The organism is Winogradskyella poriferorum, assembly GCF_036553625.1.
GTDB lineage: Bacteria > Bacteroidota > Bacteroidia > Flavobacteriales > Flavobacteriaceae > Winogradskyella > Winogradskyella poriferorum.
In genome coordinates this window covers 247566-268016 of the sequence record NZ_JAZHOU010000003.1, presented here as the reverse complement: position 1 = coordinate 268016, position 20451 = coordinate 247566, and the positions used below count along the sequence as shown (strand labels likewise).

Annotated in this window: 15 protein-coding genes and 2 tRNA genes; 8 read left to right on the top strand and 9 right to left on the bottom strand. The window is 33.3% G+C overall.

What is annotated here, in order from left to right:
• Positions 1 to 43: 43 nt before the first annotated feature.
• Complete coding sequence (gene ribB / locus V1468_RS10800; RefSeq protein WP_331810253.1) at positions 44 to 1192, top strand: 3,4-dihydroxy-2-butanone-4-phosphate synthase; 1149 nt, start codon at positions 44 to 46, stop codon at positions 1190 to 1192.
• Here the strand turns inward: ribB and V1468_RS10795 are convergent.
• The 4 genes from V1468_RS10795 to V1468_RS10780 form a co-directional block, all read right to left on the bottom strand.
• A complete protein-coding gene (locus tag V1468_RS10795) occupies positions 1182 to 2324 on the bottom strand; it encodes a hypothetical protein (protein WP_331810252.1) in 1143 nt (380 codons plus the stop codon). The genes ribB and V1468_RS10795 overlap by 11 nt on opposite strands.
• Positions 2324 to 3517, bottom strand: coding sequence for a DegT/DnrJ/EryC1/StrS family aminotransferase (locus V1468_RS10790; RefSeq protein ID WP_331810251.1), 1194 nt, complete (start codon positions 3515 to 3517; stop codon positions 2324 to 2326). Before V1468_RS10790 ends, V1468_RS10795 begins: the two co-directional genes overlap by 1 nt.
• 61 nt (positions 3518 to 3578) lie before the next feature.
• Positions 3579 to 4208, bottom strand: coding sequence for an NAD(P)H-dependent oxidoreductase (locus tag V1468_RS10785; RefSeq protein ID WP_331810250.1), 630 nt, complete (start codon positions 4206 to 4208; stop codon positions 3579 to 3581).
• A gap of 64 nt (positions 4209 to 4272) precedes the next feature.
• Positions 4273 to 4357 (bottom strand) — tRNA-Ser (locus V1468_RS10780).
• Positions 4358 to 4528: 171 nt separating this feature from the next.
• Here V1468_RS10780 and V1468_RS10775 point away from each other — a divergent pair.
• The 4 genes from V1468_RS10775 to V1468_RS10760 all read left to right on the top strand — a co-directional run bounded on the left by V1468_RS10775 (position 4529) and on the right by V1468_RS10760 (position 8523).
• Entirely contained in the window at positions 4529 to 5308 is a 780-nt protein-coding gene (locus V1468_RS10775; RefSeq protein ID WP_331810249.1) for a DUF3108 domain-containing protein, read from the top strand.
• Between the two features lie 6 nt (positions 5309 to 5314).
• Positions 5315 to 5653 carry an FUSC family protein gene (locus V1468_RS10770; RefSeq protein WP_331810248.1) on the top strand — a complete coding sequence of 113 codons (339 nt, stop codon included), beginning with the start codon at positions 5315 to 5317 and terminating at the stop codon, positions 5651 to 5653.
• A 158-nt stretch (positions 5654 to 5811) separates the two neighbouring features.
• A complete protein-coding gene (locus tag V1468_RS10765) occupies positions 5812 to 6843 on the top strand; it encodes a M28 family metallopeptidase (RefSeq protein ID WP_331810247.1) in 1032 nt (343 codons plus the stop codon).
• 99 nt (positions 6844 to 6942) lie between these two features.
• Positions 6943 to 8523 carry a M28 family peptidase gene (locus tag V1468_RS10760; protein ID WP_331810246.1) on the top strand — a complete coding sequence of 527 codons (1581 nt, stop codon included), beginning with the start codon at positions 6943 to 6945 and terminating at the stop codon, positions 8521 to 8523.
• Positions 8524 to 8585: 62 nt separating this feature from the next.
• On the opposite strand, the gene V1468_RS10755 is transcribed toward V1468_RS10760, so the two are convergent.
• Positions 8586 to 8661: transfer RNA gene (locus V1468_RS10755), tRNA-His, on the bottom strand.
• A gap of 61 nt (positions 8662 to 8722) precedes the next feature.
• Entirely contained in the window at positions 8723 to 9445 is a 723-nt protein-coding gene (gene bshB1, locus V1468_RS10750) for a bacillithiol biosynthesis deacetylase BshB1 (RefSeq protein WP_331810245.1), read from the bottom strand.
• A gap of 310 nt (positions 9446 to 9755) precedes the next feature.
• Here bshB1 and V1468_RS10745 point away from each other — a divergent pair, with 310 nt between their 5' ends.
• From V1468_RS10745 to V1468_RS10735, 3 genes are all read left to right on the top strand, one after another.
• Positions 9756 to 11594 carry an SLC13 family permease gene (locus V1468_RS10745; protein ID WP_331810244.1) on the top strand — a complete coding sequence of 613 codons (1839 nt, stop codon included), beginning with the start codon at positions 9756 to 9758 and terminating at the stop codon, positions 11592 to 11594.
• A gap of 12 nt (positions 11595 to 11606) precedes the next feature.
• The gene (gene pckA / locus V1468_RS10740; protein ID WP_331810243.1) at positions 11607 to 13244 is read left to right on the top strand and encodes a phosphoenolpyruvate carboxykinase (ATP); all 1638 of its coding nucleotides are present in this window, start codon (positions 11607 to 11609) and stop codon (positions 13242 to 13244) included.
• 81 nt (positions 13245 to 13325) lie between these two features.
• Complete coding sequence (locus tag V1468_RS10735; RefSeq protein ID WP_331810242.1) at positions 13326 to 14030, top strand: DUF2490 domain-containing protein; 705 nt, start codon at positions 13326 to 13328, stop codon at positions 14028 to 14030.
• Here the strand turns inward: V1468_RS10735 and V1468_RS10730 are convergent.
• The 3 genes from V1468_RS10730 to ccsA all read right to left on the bottom strand — a co-directional run bounded on the left by V1468_RS10730 (position 14011) and on the right by ccsA (position 20406).
• The gene (locus V1468_RS10730; RefSeq protein ID WP_331810241.1) at positions 14011 to 15162 is read right to left on the bottom strand and encodes a trans-sulfuration enzyme family protein; all 1152 of its coding nucleotides are present in this window, start codon (positions 15160 to 15162) and stop codon (positions 14011 to 14013) included. The genes V1468_RS10735 and V1468_RS10730 overlap by 20 nt on opposite strands.
• A 50-nt stretch (positions 15163 to 15212) precedes the next feature.
• Positions 15213 to 16619, bottom strand: a complete 1407-nt coding sequence (locus V1468_RS10725; RefSeq protein ID WP_331810240.1) for an MATE family efflux transporter — start codon at positions 16617 to 16619, stop codon at positions 15213 to 15215.
• Between the two features lie 505 nt (positions 16620 to 17124).
• The gene (gene ccsA, locus V1468_RS10720; RefSeq protein WP_331810239.1) at positions 17125 to 20406 is read right to left on the bottom strand and encodes a cytochrome c biogenesis protein CcsA; all 3282 of its coding nucleotides are present in this window, start codon (positions 20404 to 20406) and stop codon (positions 17125 to 17127) included.
• Between the last annotated feature and the right edge of the window lie 45 nt (positions 20407 to 20451).

Here is a 20451-nt window from a genome sequence, read left to right as displayed (position 1 = left end):
TCATACAAAATAACCGTATCTTTGCATAACTAAATTCTTAGGTATGACTATTAATGCTATGGACAAAAAAACCAAGTTAAATACTATTGAAGAAGCCATTGAAGACATTCGTCAAGGTAAAGTAATTATTGTGGTTGATGATGAAAACCGCGAGAATGAAGGTGATTTTTTAGCTGCTGCCGAAATGGTAACTCCTGAGATGATCAACTTTATGGCTACGCATGGTCGTGGTTTAATATGTGCACCTCTTACCGAGCATCGTTGTGAAGAATTAGAACTTAACATGATGGTTAGAAACAATACCGATCCTATGGAAACTGCTTTTACAGTTTCGGTAGATTTAAGAGGTAATGGTGTAAGCACTGGTATTTCTGCAAGCGATAGAGCTAAAACTATAAAGGCATTAGTTAATACTGACACAAAACCTTTTGAGTTAGCAAGACCTGGACATATTTTTCCTCTTGTTGCCAAAGAAGGTGGAGTTTTAAGACGTACAGGCCATACAGAAGCTGCTATAGATTTTGCGCGTTTGGCAGGTTTTGAGCCAGCCGGTGTTATCGTAGAGATAATGAACGAAGATGGTACTATGGCACGATTACCTCAACTCATGGAAGTCGCAAAAAAGTTTGACTTAAAAATTGTTTCTATCGAAGATTTAGTGGCTTACCGTATGGAGCACGACTCTTTAATAGAAAAGAAAGAAGATTTTAACATAGAGACACGTTTTGGTAAATTTAGACTTAGAGCATATTTACAAACTACAAATAATCAGGTACATATTGCATTAACAAAAGGCACATGGAAATCTGATGAAACAGTTTTAACACGTGTTAACTCTACATTAGTTAATAATGATATTCTTGGTACGCTAACCAATAATGCTGACCAAAAGTTAGATGATATGTTCAACGCTATCAATACAGATGGAAAAGGCGCTATCATATTCATAAATCAGCAAGCTCAATCTATGAACCTTTTATCACGTTTATCTGTTTTAAAAGAAAGTCAAGAAGAGGGTAAATTGGTAAAAGCACCGAGAATTTCTATGGATTCAAAAGACTTTGGTATTGGAGCTCAAATTCTTCATGATTTAAAAATCAGTAAAATCAATCTTTTATCCAACAGCTTACAAACCAAACGTGTTGGCATGATTGGATATGGTTTAGAAATCGTAGATTATGTTAATTATTAAGACTAGTAATTAAAGCTCTAAACTCCTCTGAAGTTTTTTCTTTGTAAATACTCTGAATAATTTCTTTATTCATTTCGTGATTCCTTGAGTTTCTCTTATACTTTTTATAAAACTCAGGATAATCTTTTTTTAGAAGTAATCGCATTTTTGTCCTAGTCATTGGATAAAATTGACCTGTACTTAAATCAAATAAAACTGTTTGATGTTCATTAGACATTAAAACTCCCAATACACCAAAGGCAAGAGACATGCCACTAACATTATCTTGATTTACAAATACATCTGAAAAAATTAAAAAATCATCAAAGCGATCTGTTTTTACATAATGACGTTCACCAGAATAAGTAGAGGCATTTAAATAAGTGTTCTCTCCATCATTATAAGCGAAATGCATAATTTTCTTATTAATTATGGTATCCTTTAAGTGCAATTTTTCGTCTGTGGTTCTATTCTGAATTTTAAAATTTATATCTCTTATTGGACTATTATTAGCCAATTCCATATAAGTTTCAAAAAAACCTTGTTTAATAGAGTCATTGAGAACTTTTACAGACTCAGGTGAAAAAGGATTCAATTTTTTTAAAACCAGTACTTCTCTATCCAAAGAATCGAATTGCATTAAACAATCTTTTAAAACTGCCCTTATTCTGTCATCATGTTTTCTGGTGACATCCATACTATTTTTGGATCTAGAAGCTTCAAAACTACCATAATTACCATATATTGAATCATTTAGTTTTACCAAAACATTTAGTCTTACAATGGCTTTACCTGTTTCCTTAAATGCACCTGTATGCTCTGATATTAAAAGTTGATTAATACGCAATGATAAAGCTGTTTTAGAAGAATCTATTGGTAAAATGGTTTCTAAATAATCAAGTATTTCACGATCAAAATCTTTACTAAAATCGGATAGAACTTTTCTATTCATTAAGCCCTTTTGAGCTATACCAATGTTAGATTTAATAATACGATTATCAATAATTTCTGAAATATAAAAATCTGTGGATAAAACCGTTTCCGTTTCATTTGGTAATAACTCTATTTCATGGACATCTTTATTTTGAGCATTTAAAGCGAACGAAACTAATAATGTAATAAAAAAGTAAAATGATATTTTTAATATCCTCATTATAAGCAAGATTCAATTAGTTTTTTCATTTTTTCTGCCCTATTCCCTACTTCATCTTCTGTCCAAGATAATTTTATTAAGCATGAAATATTTCTACCAATGTAATTATCTGATTGTTCGAATGATTTTGTTTGAAGATATTTTAAACCATCCTTTACGTCTTGAGTAATTGGAAATAAAGATTTCAGTTCTTTTAAATGATCCCACTTGCGTATGTAGTGCCAATTGTTGTCATAATAATTCCAACAAGCATCTATACCATTTTCTTTAAAAGCTTTAATAACTGCTCTTGTCGTTTCCAAATCTGGTAAAAAGAAATTAAAAAACGCTCCACTCTCCTCACCTCCTTCTGGCACAGTTCTTAAAGTTATTTCTGGTATTTGAGATAGTTTATCTTGAAATATCTTTAGATACTTACGTTGAATGTCTAGAAACTCTGGTAATCTCCTAACCTGCGCCAAACCTACAGCTGCATGCAGTTCTGAAATTCTAAAATTATAACCTAAAAACGGATGAGTTTCAGCACCTCTGTCATTTCCAATATGATCATGACCATGATCACTATAATGGTCGGCATTAAGGTAATAGTCTTTATTATTAGTTATTACCGCTCCACCTTCACCACAAGTTATAGTTTTTACAAAATCGAAAGAAAAACAACCTAAATCTCCTACACTTCCTAGAGGTTTACCCTCATAGGTTGCTCCTATCGCTTGGCAAGCATCTTCTACAAGAACAAGATTATTAACATCACATACTTCTTGAAGTGCATTTAGATTAGCCATACTACCACACATATGAACTACCATCACAGCCTTTGTCTTTGATGTTATTGCAGCCTTTACAGCTTTAGGGTCTAAAGTTAAAGTATCATCAATATCTACTAAAACAGGAATTGCTCCTAGCATCATTATGGCTTCAAAACTTGCAACAAAAGTAAATGTTGGCATTATAACCTCATCGCCAGATCCTACGCCAGCAGAAGCTAATGCTACAGAAACTGCTGCTGTTCCACTTGATACTAATTGTACATGTTTAGTACTAAAAGTTTTAGATAGTTCTAACTCAAGTTCTTTGGCTTTCCAATGTCCCTTGCGCATTCCGTCAAAACCATATCGCATTAAAACTCCATTATCTAAAACATCGTTAACTTCCTTTCGTTCTAAGTCACCAAATAACTCAAATCCTGGCATAAATTTTCTGTTTTTTTATTTTAAACAAATATAAGCTTTTGAAGTTCTTAAAAATCGTAATCTAAATTTCAATTGTAGTTTCTGATAAAGGTTTTCTTACTTTCTTAAGACTAGCAAACATATCATCTTTTGCTCTAAAACCTACTGGGAACAACAGAACAGAAGTTAATCCATATTTATCTAATTCTAAAACCTCATCTACTTGCTCTGCTACAAAACCTTCCATAGGACAGCTATCTATGTGTTCCATTGCGCAAACGGTCATTAAATTACCTAAGGCTATATACGCTTGCCTTGTTGCCCAATCATTTTTTTTGATTTTGGTCATACTTTGAATTGTAGACTTAAGTCCCTTCTTAAATGGATCTAAAATTTCATCTGGTGTTTGCCTTATTTCTTTTATAATATTAAAATGATAATCGACATCCTCATCATTAATTTCTTTTTGAATACAAATGACTAATAAATGAGAAGAATCAATTACCTGGCGCTGACCATAGGAATGCTGTACAAGTTGCTCTCTTTTTAACTTATCTTCTACAACTACCAATTTTAAAGTTTGTAAACCATAAGATAATGCAGTAAGATTAAATGCTTGTTTTAAGGTATTTATCTGATTTTTAGATAATTTTTTTGTAGTATCAAACTTTTTTGTTGCGTAACGCCACTTCAATTTTTCGATTATAGACATATTCTTTTTTATTGCAAAGATATGCCATAAACAAAAAAGAGTTCCTATTTCTAGGAACTCTTTGCGGAGAAAGAGGGATTCGAACCCCCGGAGGTGTGACCCTCGCTGGTTTTCAAGACCAGTGCATTCGACCACTCTGCCATTTCTCCAAATGCGGATGCAAATATAAAACCCTTTTTGATGTAGCCAAAGATTTTTATGTAGTTTTTTTAAAAATGTTTCTAATCCATTTTAAAATAAAATTAGCAACATTAAATAAAGCATTGTATTTTCGGCACAATATATGCTATATAAATCGTTATTATTACAAATCAATCTCTATGAAAAAATACGTTTTTGTTTTTACAGTTTTATTTGGATTGCACATAACAGCTCAAAATAATACAATTGCTTTTGGTGAAAAACTAGTTTTCTCTGCATCGTATAATATGTCTGGTATATTAACAGACATTGCCCAAGTTAAAATGGAAACAAGTGAAGTTAAAACTTCTAAAAGTACGCTGATGCGACTAAAGTGTACTGCTGCTACATATAAAAAATGGGACAACTTTTTTAAAATAAGAGACTTATACGAAAGTTATGTAAATCCGAAGACCCTAACCCCTTACCTATACAAAAGAGATATTAGTGAAGGTGGTTATTATAAGTTTATGCAATATAAGTATAACCATAAAGCTAATTTGGTAAAAAGTCTAAAACGCAAAAAAAATAAAGAAGGTAAAACCTGGGATGAAAATAAAAATGTAAAAATTAGTGCTTCAACAAAAGATATAGTAAGTACATTGTACCATATAAGAAATCTAGATATTCACAAGGCCAGTCCAGGGGATCAACAAGACTTTACGGTATTATTTGACAATAAGGAGACAACCATAACTTTAAAATATCTTAGTAAAGAGACAATTTCGACAAATATAGGTCCTAAAGAATGTTATAAGTTAGCATTATCCTTAAAAGGAAGTGATGTGCTAAAAGGAAGTAACTCTAATTTATTATGGTTAACTGCCGATAAAAACAAGATTCCTGTGTATGCAAAATTTAAAATTGCTGTAGGAAATGGAGAATTAAAGATTCAATCTGCAACTGGTTTAAAACATTAAAAAATCATGGGAAAGAAACTCATTATAATTTTAGGATTTATAGCTGCCGTTTTAGCTGTTATTTTAGCTGTAACACCATTTTCTAATCTTGCTGTAATACCAATTGTTGTAGCTTTTATTTGTGGTTTATCTATTTTCTTTATATCCAGAAAAGAAAAATCCAAACCAAAATCTATTCAATATATATTTTTGATGGTAATTATTGCTTTGGTATTAACCGTTTACAAAAGTGTTTATTATACTTCTGAAGTTGGAGATACTGAGCAATTAGAGCAACGCGATGAAGAAAACCTTGAAGACTCTAAAGAATTATTAGAAGACATAGACTTTGATGAAGATATTTAAATTTTCATTCTAACTGTAAGAAAATATCTCATAGTTTTAACTTATTTTTGCATAAATCAAATAGTTACAAACAAATTCTATTATTTAGCCCCAATTTTTCGCAAGAGAATAAATAGTAGAGTTTGATGAATATTTAGTAAAAACAAGTAATTCGTTAAATGAAAGTATTAGTTGCCTCTGCACTTATTCTTGTAGGATCTTGCGCTACATTAAGACACAGTGAAAAAATTGAACAATTAAAAGAAAGTATTTCTTACGACAACAAAAGCGTTGTTGAAAAGTACTTAAACACTATCACTACTGATGAGTTGAAACTCTATGTTGAAGAGGTGTCTTCAGAAAAATACAATGGTCGCATGACTGGCGAAGAAGGCCATAATGAAGTCTGCAACTACATAAGAAGATATTACGACTCTTTAGGAATAAAACCACCTAAGACTCATCCAGATTACTTCCAAAAAGTACCAAAATCGGTTTTACCTGATGAGTTAAATGATTCACAAAATGTAATAGCATACATTGAAGGATCCGAATTTCCTGATGAATATATTTACATAACAGCACACTCTGACCACGAAGGAGTTAAAGAAGGAGAAATTTATCCTGGTGCAGATGATAATGGCTCTGGTACTGCAGCAGTGTTTGAGATGGCTGAAGCCTTTAAAAAAGCTGTAGAAGATGGAAATGGCCCTAAACGTAGCATTGTATTTCTTCATGTTACTGGTGAAGAAGTTGGACTACATGGTTCTAGATATTACACTAATAATCCTATTTTTCCTATAGAAGATACTGTAAGTACATTAAATATTGATATGATTGGTCGTGTAGATAGCAGACATAAAGACAATGAAGACTATGTATATGTTATAGGAGCCGACCGTATAAGCACAGAACTTCACTTTGTTGTACAAGAGGCTAATTACAATTTTGTGAATTTAGAATTAGATTACGAATTTAATGCTGAAAATGACCACAATCGTTATTACTACAGGTCCGATCACTACAACTTTGCTACAAAAGGTATTCCTGTAGTTTTCTTCTTTAACGGAGAGCATGAGGATTATACAAAACCAACAGATACAGCAGATAAAATTAATTACCCTTTACTTGCAAAACGCACAAAACTTATCTTCGCCACTGCTTGGTACTTAGCTAACGCTCCAGAGCGCTTAAAACCTGAAATCATCTAGTGTTAAACTTTGCTAAAGAAAAACATCAAAACAACTTAAGCTATTTTTGATTTTTGTAATTTAGTCCATAGTTATCAAGATTAAACAAATCATTATAAAATGAAACAAATATTATTGCTCTCTTTTACGGCACTTTTAATGACCAGTTGTGGTACTTCATCTCAAAGTAATTCATCTTCAATAAACATGAATGAAGCTAAAGTAGAAGACCCAACAAAATACGCAACCTCTATTACTGCAGAAGAGCTCAAAGAAATGCTTTACAAATATGCTTCTGACGAATTTGAAGGCAGAGAAACTGGTGAAAAGGGACAAAAAATGGCTGTTGAATACTTAAAATCTCAATATCAAGCATTAAACATACCAACACCTTTAGGAAACGATGATTATTTTCAAGAAGTCCCTTTAGAAAAGCAAAGTGTCTCTGAAGCAAAAATAACTGTAAACGGTAAAGATTTTAAAAGTTTTGAAGAGCATATAGTGTTAAGAGCTTCTGGCAATGTTAACGTCTCTACAAAAGAAATAGTTTATGTAGGTTACGGCATTGATTCAGAAAACTACTCAGACTACAAAGATCTTGATGTTAAAGGCAAAATTGTCTTAGCAAAAGCTGGCGAACCTAAAGATGACGACGGCAATTATGTAACAACAGGAAATGCAGAAGATACTAAATGGTCTAGTGGTCGTCAGTCTCTATCTAGCAAAAGAGATGCTGCCATAGAAAATGGTGCTAAAGGACTTATGCTTTTAGATTCTTACATGTTCGTTAGATATGCTCCTTATTACCAAAGACAGGCAGAAAGTGGAACTTCTGGTCGTTTATCCTTAAAAAGTAACGATGATGAAATGATGATGCTAATGATAAATGAAAATTTAGCTAAAGCATTGCACCCTTCAATACTTGAAGATGATAAAACTAAAACACTTAAAACCGATTTAAATTTAGAAATAGAAAATAAATCTGAACAAATAACTTCTGAAAACGTAGTAGCCTACATTAAAGGATCTACAAAACCAAATGAGATAGTTGTAATCTCAGCGCACTTAGATCATGAAGGTATTAAAAATGGTGAAGTTTATAATGGTGCTGATGATGATGGCTCTGGCACTGTAGCAATACTAGAAATCGCTGAAGCTTTTAAAATAGCTGAAAAATCTGGTCATGGCCCAAAACGTTCTATTCTTTTTCTTCATGTAACTGGCGAAGAAAAAGGGCTTTTAGGTTCTAGACATTATACAGATAACGATCCTATTTTCCCTTTAGAAAATACTGTAGCTGATTTAAATATTGACATGATAGGTAGATCAGATCCTAAAAGAAAAGAAGAAGACCGCAACTACATTTATTTAATTGGTAGTGATAAGTTGAGTACAGATTTACATAACATTTCAGAAGAAGTAAATAAAAAATACTGCAATGTAGAATTAGATTACACATACAATGATGATAATGACCCAAATCGTTTTTATTATAGATCTGACCACTACAACTTTGCAAAAAATAACATTCCTGTAATATTCTATTTTAACGGTACGCACGATGATTACCACCAGCCTAGTGACACTCCAGATAAGATCGAATACGACTTGCTAGAAAATAGAACTCGTTTAGTGTTTCATACAGCATGGGAAATTGCGAATAGAGAAAACAAACCCATTGTTGATAAAGCTACAGAATAACTAACTGCTTTAAAATAGATATACAAAAAAAGCCTTTCAGAAATGAAAGGCTTTATCTTTTTGGGTGGAAGATGGGACTCGAACCCACGACATCTGGTACCACAAACCAGCGCTCTAACCAACTGAGCTACAACCACCATTTTTGATTAGGATTGCAAATGTAAATTATTTACTCATTTCTACAAAAGGTTTTCTCAACTTATTTTAAATCAAATAAAGAATCTACTGCAGGATAGCGTTCTACGGTATATCCTTCACCATATTCTGTACCTATTAATCTTCCGGCATTTCTTGCTCTGTAAATAATACTATCTGTAAAGTTTTTACTAGAAATTGGTGTTTCTGGCTCTTTACTTTCCGGATCAAAAAATTGAGTTTTGTAAGCCAAAACAGCTTCCATCTTCTTTTCAATATAACCAGTAACATCAACTATAATGTCTGGTTCTAAATCTTTCCACTGTATGTAATGATAAACCGCCTTAGGTCTCCAAGGCTCTTGCCAATTGTCTCCATCATTATGTTTAGTATCAATTTTTCGTAATCCACTTAAAAAACAAGCATCACTAACAAGCTTACTCCCTTTTGCATGATCTATATGTCTGTCATCAATAGCATTACATAAAACAATTTCTGGTCTATACTTACGTATTTCTTTTATAAGTTCTATTTGGTGCTCTTTATTATTAATAAAAAAACCATCGGCAAACTCCATATTAGTGCGCATCGCTACACTAAGAATCTTAGCTGCGTTAAAAGACTCCTCATCTCTGGTATCTGCTGTACCACGTGTTCCAAGTTCTCCTCTTGTTAAATCTATAATTCCAACTTTTTTGCCATTTGCTACTTCTTTTGCAATTGTAGCTCCACAACCTAATTCGACATCATCAGGATGTGCTCCTATGGCTAAAATATCTAATTTCATACGTGATCTCTCTTGTTTTAATAATCAAATGGTATATCCAAAAATATCATTCTGACATCTCTTTAAGAAAAAATAATGGATATTTTATATGGTTTTCACCTTTTTCGGATGTCAAAAATATTAAAAAGGATGTAGAATTTCATCTCCTTTCTATTTCGCAAACGGTTTCGTTTAAACTTTCTTTGAATTGCATCCCTTAAAACTATTAAAAATTGAATAATTCGTAAATCCTAAAAAGCATGACATTAGTCATAATTATTGGCACAGTTTGACTTTAACTTTACCCTAAGATTTAAAAGTACATAACTTTATGAGCCTAATGCTTATCATCCTAACTGTTACAATTCTTCTTTTTATTTGGGGAAAATTCACTCCAGATATTATTGCACTAATTTCTATGCTAAGTCTATTTCTATTTGGGATTTTAGATTTACAAGAAACTCTTAGCGGCTTTAGCAATCCAACGGTAATAATGATTGCTTCATTATTTATTATAGGAGAAGGATTATCTCAAACTGGATGGACGGCCTTAGCAGGACAAAAATTTATTAAAATGGCCGGTAAGAGTGTTACAAAACTTTTACTGATTACTACTTTAGGTTCTGGTTTACTTTCTGGCGTTGTAAGTAATACTGGTACCGTAGCAACATTAATGCCTGTAACGATATCTTCTGCTTGGAACATTGGAACTCTTCCTTCTAAATTGCTAATGCCTGTTGCATTTGGATCTAACACTGGTGGATTACTCACATTGACAGGTACTCCACCAAACATTATTGTTAATAACACCATGCTAGAAAGTGGTTTAGAAGGCTTTTCATTTTTTGAGTTTGGGCTAATTGGTCTTCCGCTTTTATTAATTGCTCTACTCTACTTTAGATTTGTTGGGTACAAATTACTTCCTAAAAACAAAACTAATAACAAACCAGTGGATATTAGTACGACGCTTCATAAATGGATTGAAGCTTATAAAGTAGAAGGTGATTATTACCGATTAAGAGTACGTTCTGTATCTCCTCTACTCGGTACACATATTGGAGAGTGGAATTTTGAAGATAATCATCAAATCTCCATACTTAGAATAAAGCGTCGTCACCCTAATGTTTTAAAGGGAAACGAACCTTTTATTGAATTCCCTTCAAACGAAACCGAATTTAAATATCATGATATTATAACTGTCAAAGGAAGCACAGAAGCTATTAATGCTTTAATGATAAAATTTAGATTAGGATTGTTACCTCTAGAGTCTATTAAGGACGAGCTTCGTAATAACTTAATTAATCAAGAAGTTGGTATGACCGAAATTATTGTAACACCAAACTCTACTTTAGTGGGTAGAAAATTAAGAATTGGTAGATACTTTAGAAGGTTTGGTGTTCAACTTATGGCTGCTTCTAGAAATAATAAACCTTTTACAGACAGAGAGATTGTTGTTAAAGCAGGTGATGCGTTCTTAATAAGAGGCATTTGGAGTGACATTGAGCAATTAAAATCTTATCACGAAAATCTTGTTATTATAGGCAGTCCAGAAGGTATAGCTAAAACCGTTACCAATATTACTCATAAGTCTTACATAGCTCTTTTTGCTCTTATACTTATGATTGCTTTATTAGTTTTTAAAATTGTTCCTGGCGCAATAGCCGCACTCATTTCTGCAGGTATAATACTAATTACAGGATGTGTACCAATATCAAAAGCATATAAAGGAATTAGTTGGGTAAGTGTCGTTATGATTGCAGCTATGATTCCTATGGGATTAGCACTTCAAAAAACCGGAACTGCAAAACTCATAGCTGATGGATTGGTAAATGCTTTAGGTAGCTTACACCCTATTGTATTACTTGGTGGTGTTTTTCTTCTCACAACATCATTTAGTCAAGTTATAAACAATTCTGCAACTGCAGTTTTAATGGCTCCGATTGTCATTATTACGGCAAACACATTAAATCTATCTGCGGCACCTTTTATGATAGCAGTTGCTATAAGTGCTTCAACTGCATTTTTAACACCTGTTGGAACAACCACAAACGCTATGGTTATGACTGCAGGTGGCTACAAATTTATTGATTATGTAAAGGTAGGTGCACCCTTGCTTCTACTCTTTTTAATAACAACATTAACCTTAGTGCCATTGATTTGGCCATTTTAAAATTTTTAACTCATGGAAACATTATTAAAAGATCCGATTATGAAAACTAGAGACCTTACAAAGTATGGACTGAAAGACACCAAGGCACATTGGAATCTTTCTCCTGAAGAATTACAAACCATTACCCTTGAAAAAGGAATGGGTAAAGAAGCTGCTAATGGTACCTTAGCCATTAATACCGGAAAATTTACAGGACGTTCACCTCAAGATAGATTCTTAGTAAAAGATAATTATACAAAAGATAGAGTTTGGTGGGGAAAAACTAATAAGGCTATATCACCAGAAAATTTCGACTATTTACAAGGTGAAATAGAAAAATACCTTAGTGGTAAAGAAATTTACGTACGTGATGGTTTTGTAGGTGCTGACCCAGAATACAAAATGGGAGTTAGAACTGTAACAGAATATCCTTGGTCTAATATGTTTGTTTTCAATATGTTTTTAAGACCTACTGCTGAAGAACTTGAAAACTTTGAAGAAGAATGGTTAGTACTTTGTGCACCTGGTTATGAGTGTCCAGAGCCAAAAAAATATGGCTTAAGACAAGGCAATTTTTCAATCTTAAACTTCACTAAAAAAATAGCATTAGTAGGTGGTTCTGCGTACACAGGCGAAATTAAAAAAGGGATTTTTTCTGCTTTAAACATGATACTTACTGTTGATAAAAACGTACTACCAATGCACTGTTCTGCGAATGTTGGTGAAGATGGAGAAACAGCTATTTTCTTTGGTTTATCAGGTACAGGTAAAACAACACTATCCGCGGATCCTAACAGAAAATTAATTGGTGATGATGAGCATGGCTGGACCGCTGAAAACAGAATCTTCAATTTTGAAGGTGGTTGTTACGCTAAAGTGATTGATTTAACTGAAGAAAAAGAGCCGGACATTTATAGAGCTATTAAACCTGGTGCTATTTTAGAAAATGTAATCTTTAAAGATAATGGTGAAGTAGATTATATGGATAGTAGTATTACACAAAATACACGTGTAAGTTATCCTATTTACCACATAGATAATATTCAGCAACCTTCTTATGCAGATAATCCTAAGAATATATTCTTCTTAACCTGTGATGCTTTTGGTGTATTACCTCCTGTTTCTAAGTTAACTCCAGGACAAGCTGCATACCATTTTATTTCTGGATATACTGCAAAAGTAGCTGGTACAGAAGCTGGTATTACAGAACCTGTGCCTTCATTCTCTGCTTGTTTTGGTGAGCCATTTATGCCATTACATCCAACTAAGTATGCCGAAATGCTAAGTAGCAAAATGCAAGAAGCTGGTGTTAATGTTTGGTTACTGAACACTGGTTGGAGTGGCGGACCTTATGGAGTTGGTTCTCGTATTAAACTAAAATATACAAGAGCGATGATTACTGCCATTCTTAATGGTGAATTAGACAACGTTGACTACGAACAACATCCAATTTTCGGATTGTACATGCCAAAATACATTCCTAATGTTCCATCAGAAATGTTAGACCCAATGAATACTTGGTTACAAAAAGGAGCTTACATCAGTAAAGCTATTCAATTAGCGCACTCATTCCACTTAAATTTTGAAAAATTTGCAAGTGAAGCTTCTGAACAAATTATAGAAGGAGGTCCATTAATTGATGAGCACCATCATTTAACAGACCATGTTTAATAATTCCATGACAAGGAGGAGCTCTCTTGGAGCTCCTCTTTTTCATTACCTTAACTGAACTCTAATTCTCAAATAATAAAGATGAAAAGTCAAATGAGAATTCTACTAACGATTGTATTTTTAACTCTAATTTCAACCAACCTCAGCGCCCAAAATCCATCAGAAAATCATTTAGGCTCTTGGTATACTTATGGGAGTCATCATAGATTAAACGAGCGTTTTAGCTTAAACCCATGGGCTGAATTACGATTTTATGAAGCGTCTTCAAATTATAACTTGGCTTATATCTCCTTACGTGGAAATTATCACTTAAAGAATAATCAGACCTTAGGGTTAGCCTATGCTTATTTAGATATAGATACTGTTTTTGAATTTGACCATCAACCCAACGTACACGAGCATCGTGTTTATGAACAGTACACATATAATCAAAAAAAATCTAAATTAAGTATTCAACATAGAGCAAGATTTGAGCAACGCTTTTTAGACTTTTCAAACAGAAATGAACTTCAAAACAGATTTAGATATAGATTAAGTTTGAAATATAATTTGAGTAATACTGTTTTCATAAACGTTTCAGAAGAACCTTTTGTAAATTTTCAAGATCAGGTATTTCATGAAAACAGATTTTACACTGGTTTTGGTTTCAATGTTACTAACCACTCACAATTACAAATAGGTTACTTAAAGCAACATATTCGTAAAAACAATCTTAACAGAATACAAGTTGGTATTAGCTTTAAAACAGATAACCGCAAACCAAAAACTACTTTAGCGCAGCTATAGCCTTATCTATATCGCGTTTTAAATCTTTTACATCTTCTATACCTACAGAGAATCTAATTAGTCGGTCGCTTATACCAACCTTATCTCGCTCTTCTTGTGTTAAAAGTGCATGAGAAGTTAGGTGTGGAGAAATCACAGTACTTTCTACACCTGCTAAACTCATAGAAGATTTAATGAGTTTTAATGCTTTCTGAAATTGATATGCATCAAGACCTTCTTTAAGCTCAAAAGATAGCATCGCACCAAAACCTTTCATTTGAGATTTTGCCAATTTATGCTCAGGATGCGATTTTAAACCTGGATAATACACCTTGTCTATTTTTGGATGTTTATTTAACCATTTTGCCATTTTCATGGCATTTTTGGTTTGTGCTTTTACACGTAAGCCTAGAGTTTTCATACTACGCTCTAGCATCCAAACTGTCATATCGCTAAGACTACCTCCAAGATTTTTACTCACATTCCAAACTCTGTCAATATATTCTTGAGAGCTTGCTACTGCACCTGCACAAATATCGCTATGACCACCAAAATATTTTGTTGCCGAATGCATTACCATATCAATACCCAAATCAATCGGGTTTTGATTTACTGGAGAAGCAAACGTATTGTCAATTGATGTTACGATATTCTTAACCTTACCTAGCTTAGCAATGGCTTTAATATCTGTAATTGTCAATAATGGATTTGAAGGTGTTTCAATATGAATGAGCTTTGTATTAGGCTGAATAGCCGTTTCAAAATCTTCGACCTTATAACCATTGGTAAAGGTGTATTCTATTCCATATTTTGGAAACTCTTCTTTTATAAAATTAACCGTTCCACCATACAATGTATTTTGCACTACCAAGTGATCTCCTTTTTGCAAAAACGCCAAAAACATATGACTAATCGCTGCCATACCTGATCCAAAAATCAATGCTGCTTCAGTATGTTCTAAAGCAGCTATTTTTTTTGCTAAATATTCTTGATTTGGTGTATTAAAATATCTTGGATAGCGCTTTACATCAACATCTAAAAACTCGTAAGATGAGCTTAAATACATTGGAGATACAGCACCTTTAAACTGTTCGTCTTTAACTTCACCTAAATGTGTGCATATGGTGTTTAATCCTAATTTTTCTTTTGACATAGCTTATTAATTATGGACTTAAAATTAAGAAAAAATACCATGAAATGATCTTAAACCTGAGTAGTTTTCCAATGACCTTTTTTAAACCAAATAAGTCCAAGTATAGTAATCAACACTTCAGCTAACGTTATCGCAATAAAAACACCTAAAGGTCCAATGTCTAACGTTAATGCTGTGATATACGCAAGCGGTAATTGAAACAACCAAAAACAAATAAAATTAATCCAAGTTGGTGTCTTGGTATCACCAGCACCATTAAATGCATTAATGATTACCATTCCGTAACCATAGAATACATAACCAGCGGCTATGATTCTAAGACATAACGATCCATGTATAATTACCTCTGGTTCTTGAGTAAACCACGATATAATTTGAGGTGCAAAAATGAGATAAACAATAGAAACAAATCCCATAAAAATTGCGCTATACTTTCCTGTCTTCCATACAGATGCTTCTGCTCTGTTTGGCTTTTGGGCACCTAAATTTTGACCAACCAATGTTGCTGCGGCATTACTCATTCCCCAAGCTGGCATAAGGGTAAACATCATAACTCGTATAGCTATGGTGTAACCTGCTAATACTTCGCTACCAAACTCACTCATAATACGCATTAAAAATACCCAAGAAGATGTACCAATTAAAAACTGACCTATTCCACCAAGCGACACTTTAATTAAATTTACCATTACAGCTATTCGAAGTACCAAGTCTTTAAAACTGACCTTAATTTTGCTCCATCCATAAAACAACACTAAAAGTTGAAAAATAACTGCTGTACCTCTACCTATAGTTGTTGCAATTGCCGCTCCTTCCACTCCAAATGCTGGTATTGGACCCAAACCGAAAATAAAAATTGGGTCTAAAATGATGTTTAAACCATTGGATAACACCAAAGCCCACATAGCTATAGATGCATCACCAGCACCTCTAAAAATAGCATTAATTAAGAACAAAAGCATTATCGTAACATTTCCTCCAAGTAGCACTTGCGTGTATCCATATCCCTCAGCAATTAAATCGGGTTCACCTCCCATTAATTGCAAGATTTCCTTTGGAAAAAGGATGCCTATAATACTTATAATGGTGGCCACTAAAACTCCTAAACCAATGACTTGTACAGCGGCCTGAGACGCTCCTTCCCTATCCTTTTCTCCTATGCGTCTGGCAACAACCGCAGTTGCAGCCATACTTAAACCTATAGCAACAGCATATACTAATGTAATAACAGACTCGGTTAGACCTATTGTTGCAACGGCATTTACACTGACTTGAGAAACATAAAAAACATCGACGATTGCGAAGATAGACTCCATTAGCATTTCTAAAATCATGGGAACCGAAAGCATAAAAACAGCTTTACGAATACTACCTGAAGTGAATTCCTGCTCTTTACCAGAAATTGCGATTTTTAAATATTTGAAAAATTGACGTATTGAGACTTTATTTGATTGCATAACTAAAAATGTACGATTAATTATAGCTGAACATATAGAAATATTCAACAATTTTACATCACATGAAGTAGTGACGATTTATATCTGATGGGTAAATTAGGCAATCATAATAGCGCAAATATGCGTATTATTTTTAAGAAAAGGATAATTGGTTAAGAAAATTAATCGTTCTTTCCTGCTTTGTTATATGCACGAATCATAAGAATTGCCCAAATGGCCACTAAAACAACCACAACAATTGAAAACCATAATACTATATCATTTGCTTCCATTGTCCACAAGTTTTAGATATATCATAACGCCCAATAAGGTAGGTGCCCAAAGGCCTACAAACAAGCCATGCATCTGGTCTCCGGATAAAAATAGATATTCGGCAACCAGGATAATAACCGCACACAAAATGAGCATTAATGTGTTTGCAGTTCCAATTTTTTTGAAGTAATTCATTATTTGAGGGTTAGTTTTAACACCTCAATTTAAGAAAAATCCAACGATTTGTTATCCTTTATTTGTAATGCTTCTTATATTTAAAATAAGCAGCAGTAGCTATAATAGCAATTATAGATAATGTATAAGCACTAATTTCTAAACTTAAGATTTGGTCTCCACTAGCATAAGCGTGCAATCCTGTTAAGTAGAAATTAACACCAAAATAGGTCATTAAAATACTTGCAAATGCAATCACCGACATCAAGCTAAAAATCCATCGTCCACGAAGTCCTGGCACTAATCGCATGTGAATAACAAATGCATAAATCATAATACTAATTAAAGCCCATGTCTCTTTTGGGTCCCAGCCCCAATAACGTCCCCAACTTTCATTAGCCCACATACCTCCTAAGAAGTTACCAATGGTTAACATAATTAAGCCTACTGTTAATGCCATTTCATTAATAATAGTTAATTCTTTTATATTAATATCCATTCGTTTTTTGTTCTTTTCAGTAGTAAAAATCATTAACAATAATGAAACAACACCTAAAATCATACCTAAAGTGAAAGGTCCATAGCTAGCAACAATAACAGAAACGTGAATCATTAACCAATAACCTTGTAAAACAGGCTGAAGATTTGCAATTGCAGGATCCATCCAGTTCCAATGTGCAATCATTAATATCATTGAGGTTACAAATGCAGAAGCTGCAACTGTTAAATCTGAAGATCTTTTTTCAAAGAGACCATAAAACGGTACTAAAGATTTAAATGAAAACTTTTTTGGTATTAATTGTCGGTTATAAGCTAATAACAAACCAAATAACATTAAGGACCAAGCAACATAAATTAAAGACTCGTAAGCATCACTCCAAGGCGCATGACCAGATAAGTACCAACGCCAAATTAATCCTAACGTGTGTAAAACAAATAGAGTAACTACAATGCCAACTAAGGATTTTACAATAATGTTTACAATCTTATTCTTATGGTAAAATATTTGAATAATAATCATTACAAACAGTAGTGTTGCAGCATACATATACCAACTGAATAAGCGCTTAAAAATATCGTATTCGTTGTATAAAATTTCAGACTCTATCTTGTCATCAGATAGCATTACCTCACTTCCATATTTTTGCTGTGTTTTTTTGAAATCTTCCAACAGCTTATCCGCATTATCAAAATTACCTGATTGCTTTGCATTATTTAGGGTCATTAAGTAATAGCTAAATCCATTTTTTACAAATGCCTTATACGATTCGTCCTTAATAGCTTCATCGTAACCGCCTTGCTTAAATTCAAAAGAAGAAATCCATTTATTATTATCATTTTCTGGTATAGGGAAAATTTTGATATTTCTTCCTTGCATAACATCTGATAATAGACTTAACCTATCATACGTGTTTTTTACTTCTTTTTGAAAACCATTAGGAATTTGAGTGCTATAAGCTTCCTCTATATATGGTCCTAGCTTATTGTCGCCATTTTCTTTGATAAAGTCTAGCAAACTCACATATTTCTGATCCTTATCTACGCCTATAATAGCCCTTATTGAGTCTGCTTTTCTTGGTGTTAAATATATAACTGGCATATTATACCATAGCATAGGACTTTCTTGTATAGATAAGAAAATCTGAGAAGCATTAAGGCCTTCATAGGTATCCTTTTTACTTAATTTTCTCAGCATCTCAGAAGCATAAGTATGAATAGGCATCATACGACCACTATAATCTTGTATCACCATTTTAGCAAACTTAGCTGCGTGCTCTTTTGGTGTAATATTGGCTTTTAGAATAGAGTCTAAAGCCTCTTTTGATGGTGTTTGTTGTGAGTGCTCATGACCATCATTTTGACTATGCTCCTGTGAGAAACCAGATAAGCTTAATAACAGAAGCAACGTGGTCATTATTTTCACTTTCTTTTCTTTAAGCTTTTTTAGACGTTTTCTGATATCATCAAACCTCGTGTTTTTAGCAAATAAGATGGCTATAAGACCAAAGTATAACAACATGTACCCTGCATATGTAATATAGGTTCCCCAACGATCGTGGTTTACAGATAGTATTGTTCCCTTTTCATCTTTATCAAAATCCGCTTGAAAAAATCTAAAACCTCTGTGATCTAAAACATGATTCATGTATATATGAAAATCAAAGTCACCTTGTTCTTTATCTAAAACAGTTACTTTACTTTCAAAAGTTCTAGGAATGTCTGTTCCTGGTCTTTTTTCTGAAATAAAATCGTTTAACTTAACTTCAAAAGGTAATTGCTCCATTCTTGACCCAAACCTTAAAGCAAATTCTAAACCACCAACTTCAAACTCTTCAACTCTGTAATACGTCCAAGGACCTCCAATAATATTCACATTCTTGGTTTCGCCATTTGCTGAGACTTCTAACACAATTCCACTATCATCACCTTTTAGACGCTCTGGCTTTTTAACAACATCAAAAACACCTTTGATAACTGGTTTTGGAAACACCAATTGCATATTTCCTATGATGTAACGCGAACGTAGCGCTAAAGGCTGTAAACTATCCTTTACCAATGTCCCTGTCTGGCCAGTTGCCATGGTCATAAACTCACCGTCAAAAGGGGACTTAATAAACAAACCTTCTTCGGTATCATAAATATTAATAGCACCTTGTTGCTCTTTATTCAAAGATATAAGAACATTATGCATACTAGATACCTCACCCTCTTTTAGAAAATGATTATGCGGATTACCATCTGCACCAGCTTCCACTATTTTTAGATAGTTTTCCCCATTGTCATCTGGGACAATATCTTTTTCTGCACCTAGAATAAACTTTTTTAGTTTGAAGTTTACTTGAGTACCACCATAATTGTAAGTTCTTTCAAATTCGTTGTTTAAGCGAGAGGAAAAATCTACTTCTTCCATAATTGGAAGTTGTTGTAATTGCCCATTAATTTCGTAATCACCGAGAATTCTTCCGCTTATATATGTTTTTTGAGATCTAAACTGGCTTTCTGTTTCACCTTCTCTTATCGCCATCATACCTTCATAACCAATATATCTGGTAACTGCTGCTCCCAGTATGATTAAAATCCACGACACATGCAGAATAAGAATAGACCATTTTTCTTTTCTAAGTAGTCGGTAGCGTGAAATATTACCAACAAAATTAATGACAAAAAAGACCATTATCGTCTCAAACCACCATGTATTATAAATAAGAGTTCTTGTGTATGGTGTTGGTGATTTATCAGTTGGGTTATCAAAAAATGGTGAATCTAGAAAAGTACCAACTGCCATTGCAATGGCAAATACGATAAATAAAACAGCTGTAAGCTTGGTTGAAAAGAGGAAGTTTGCGATTTTCTTTTGCATAGTCTGAAGGGCTTTTTTAAGCTCGTGCAAAGATAGTGCTTTTTA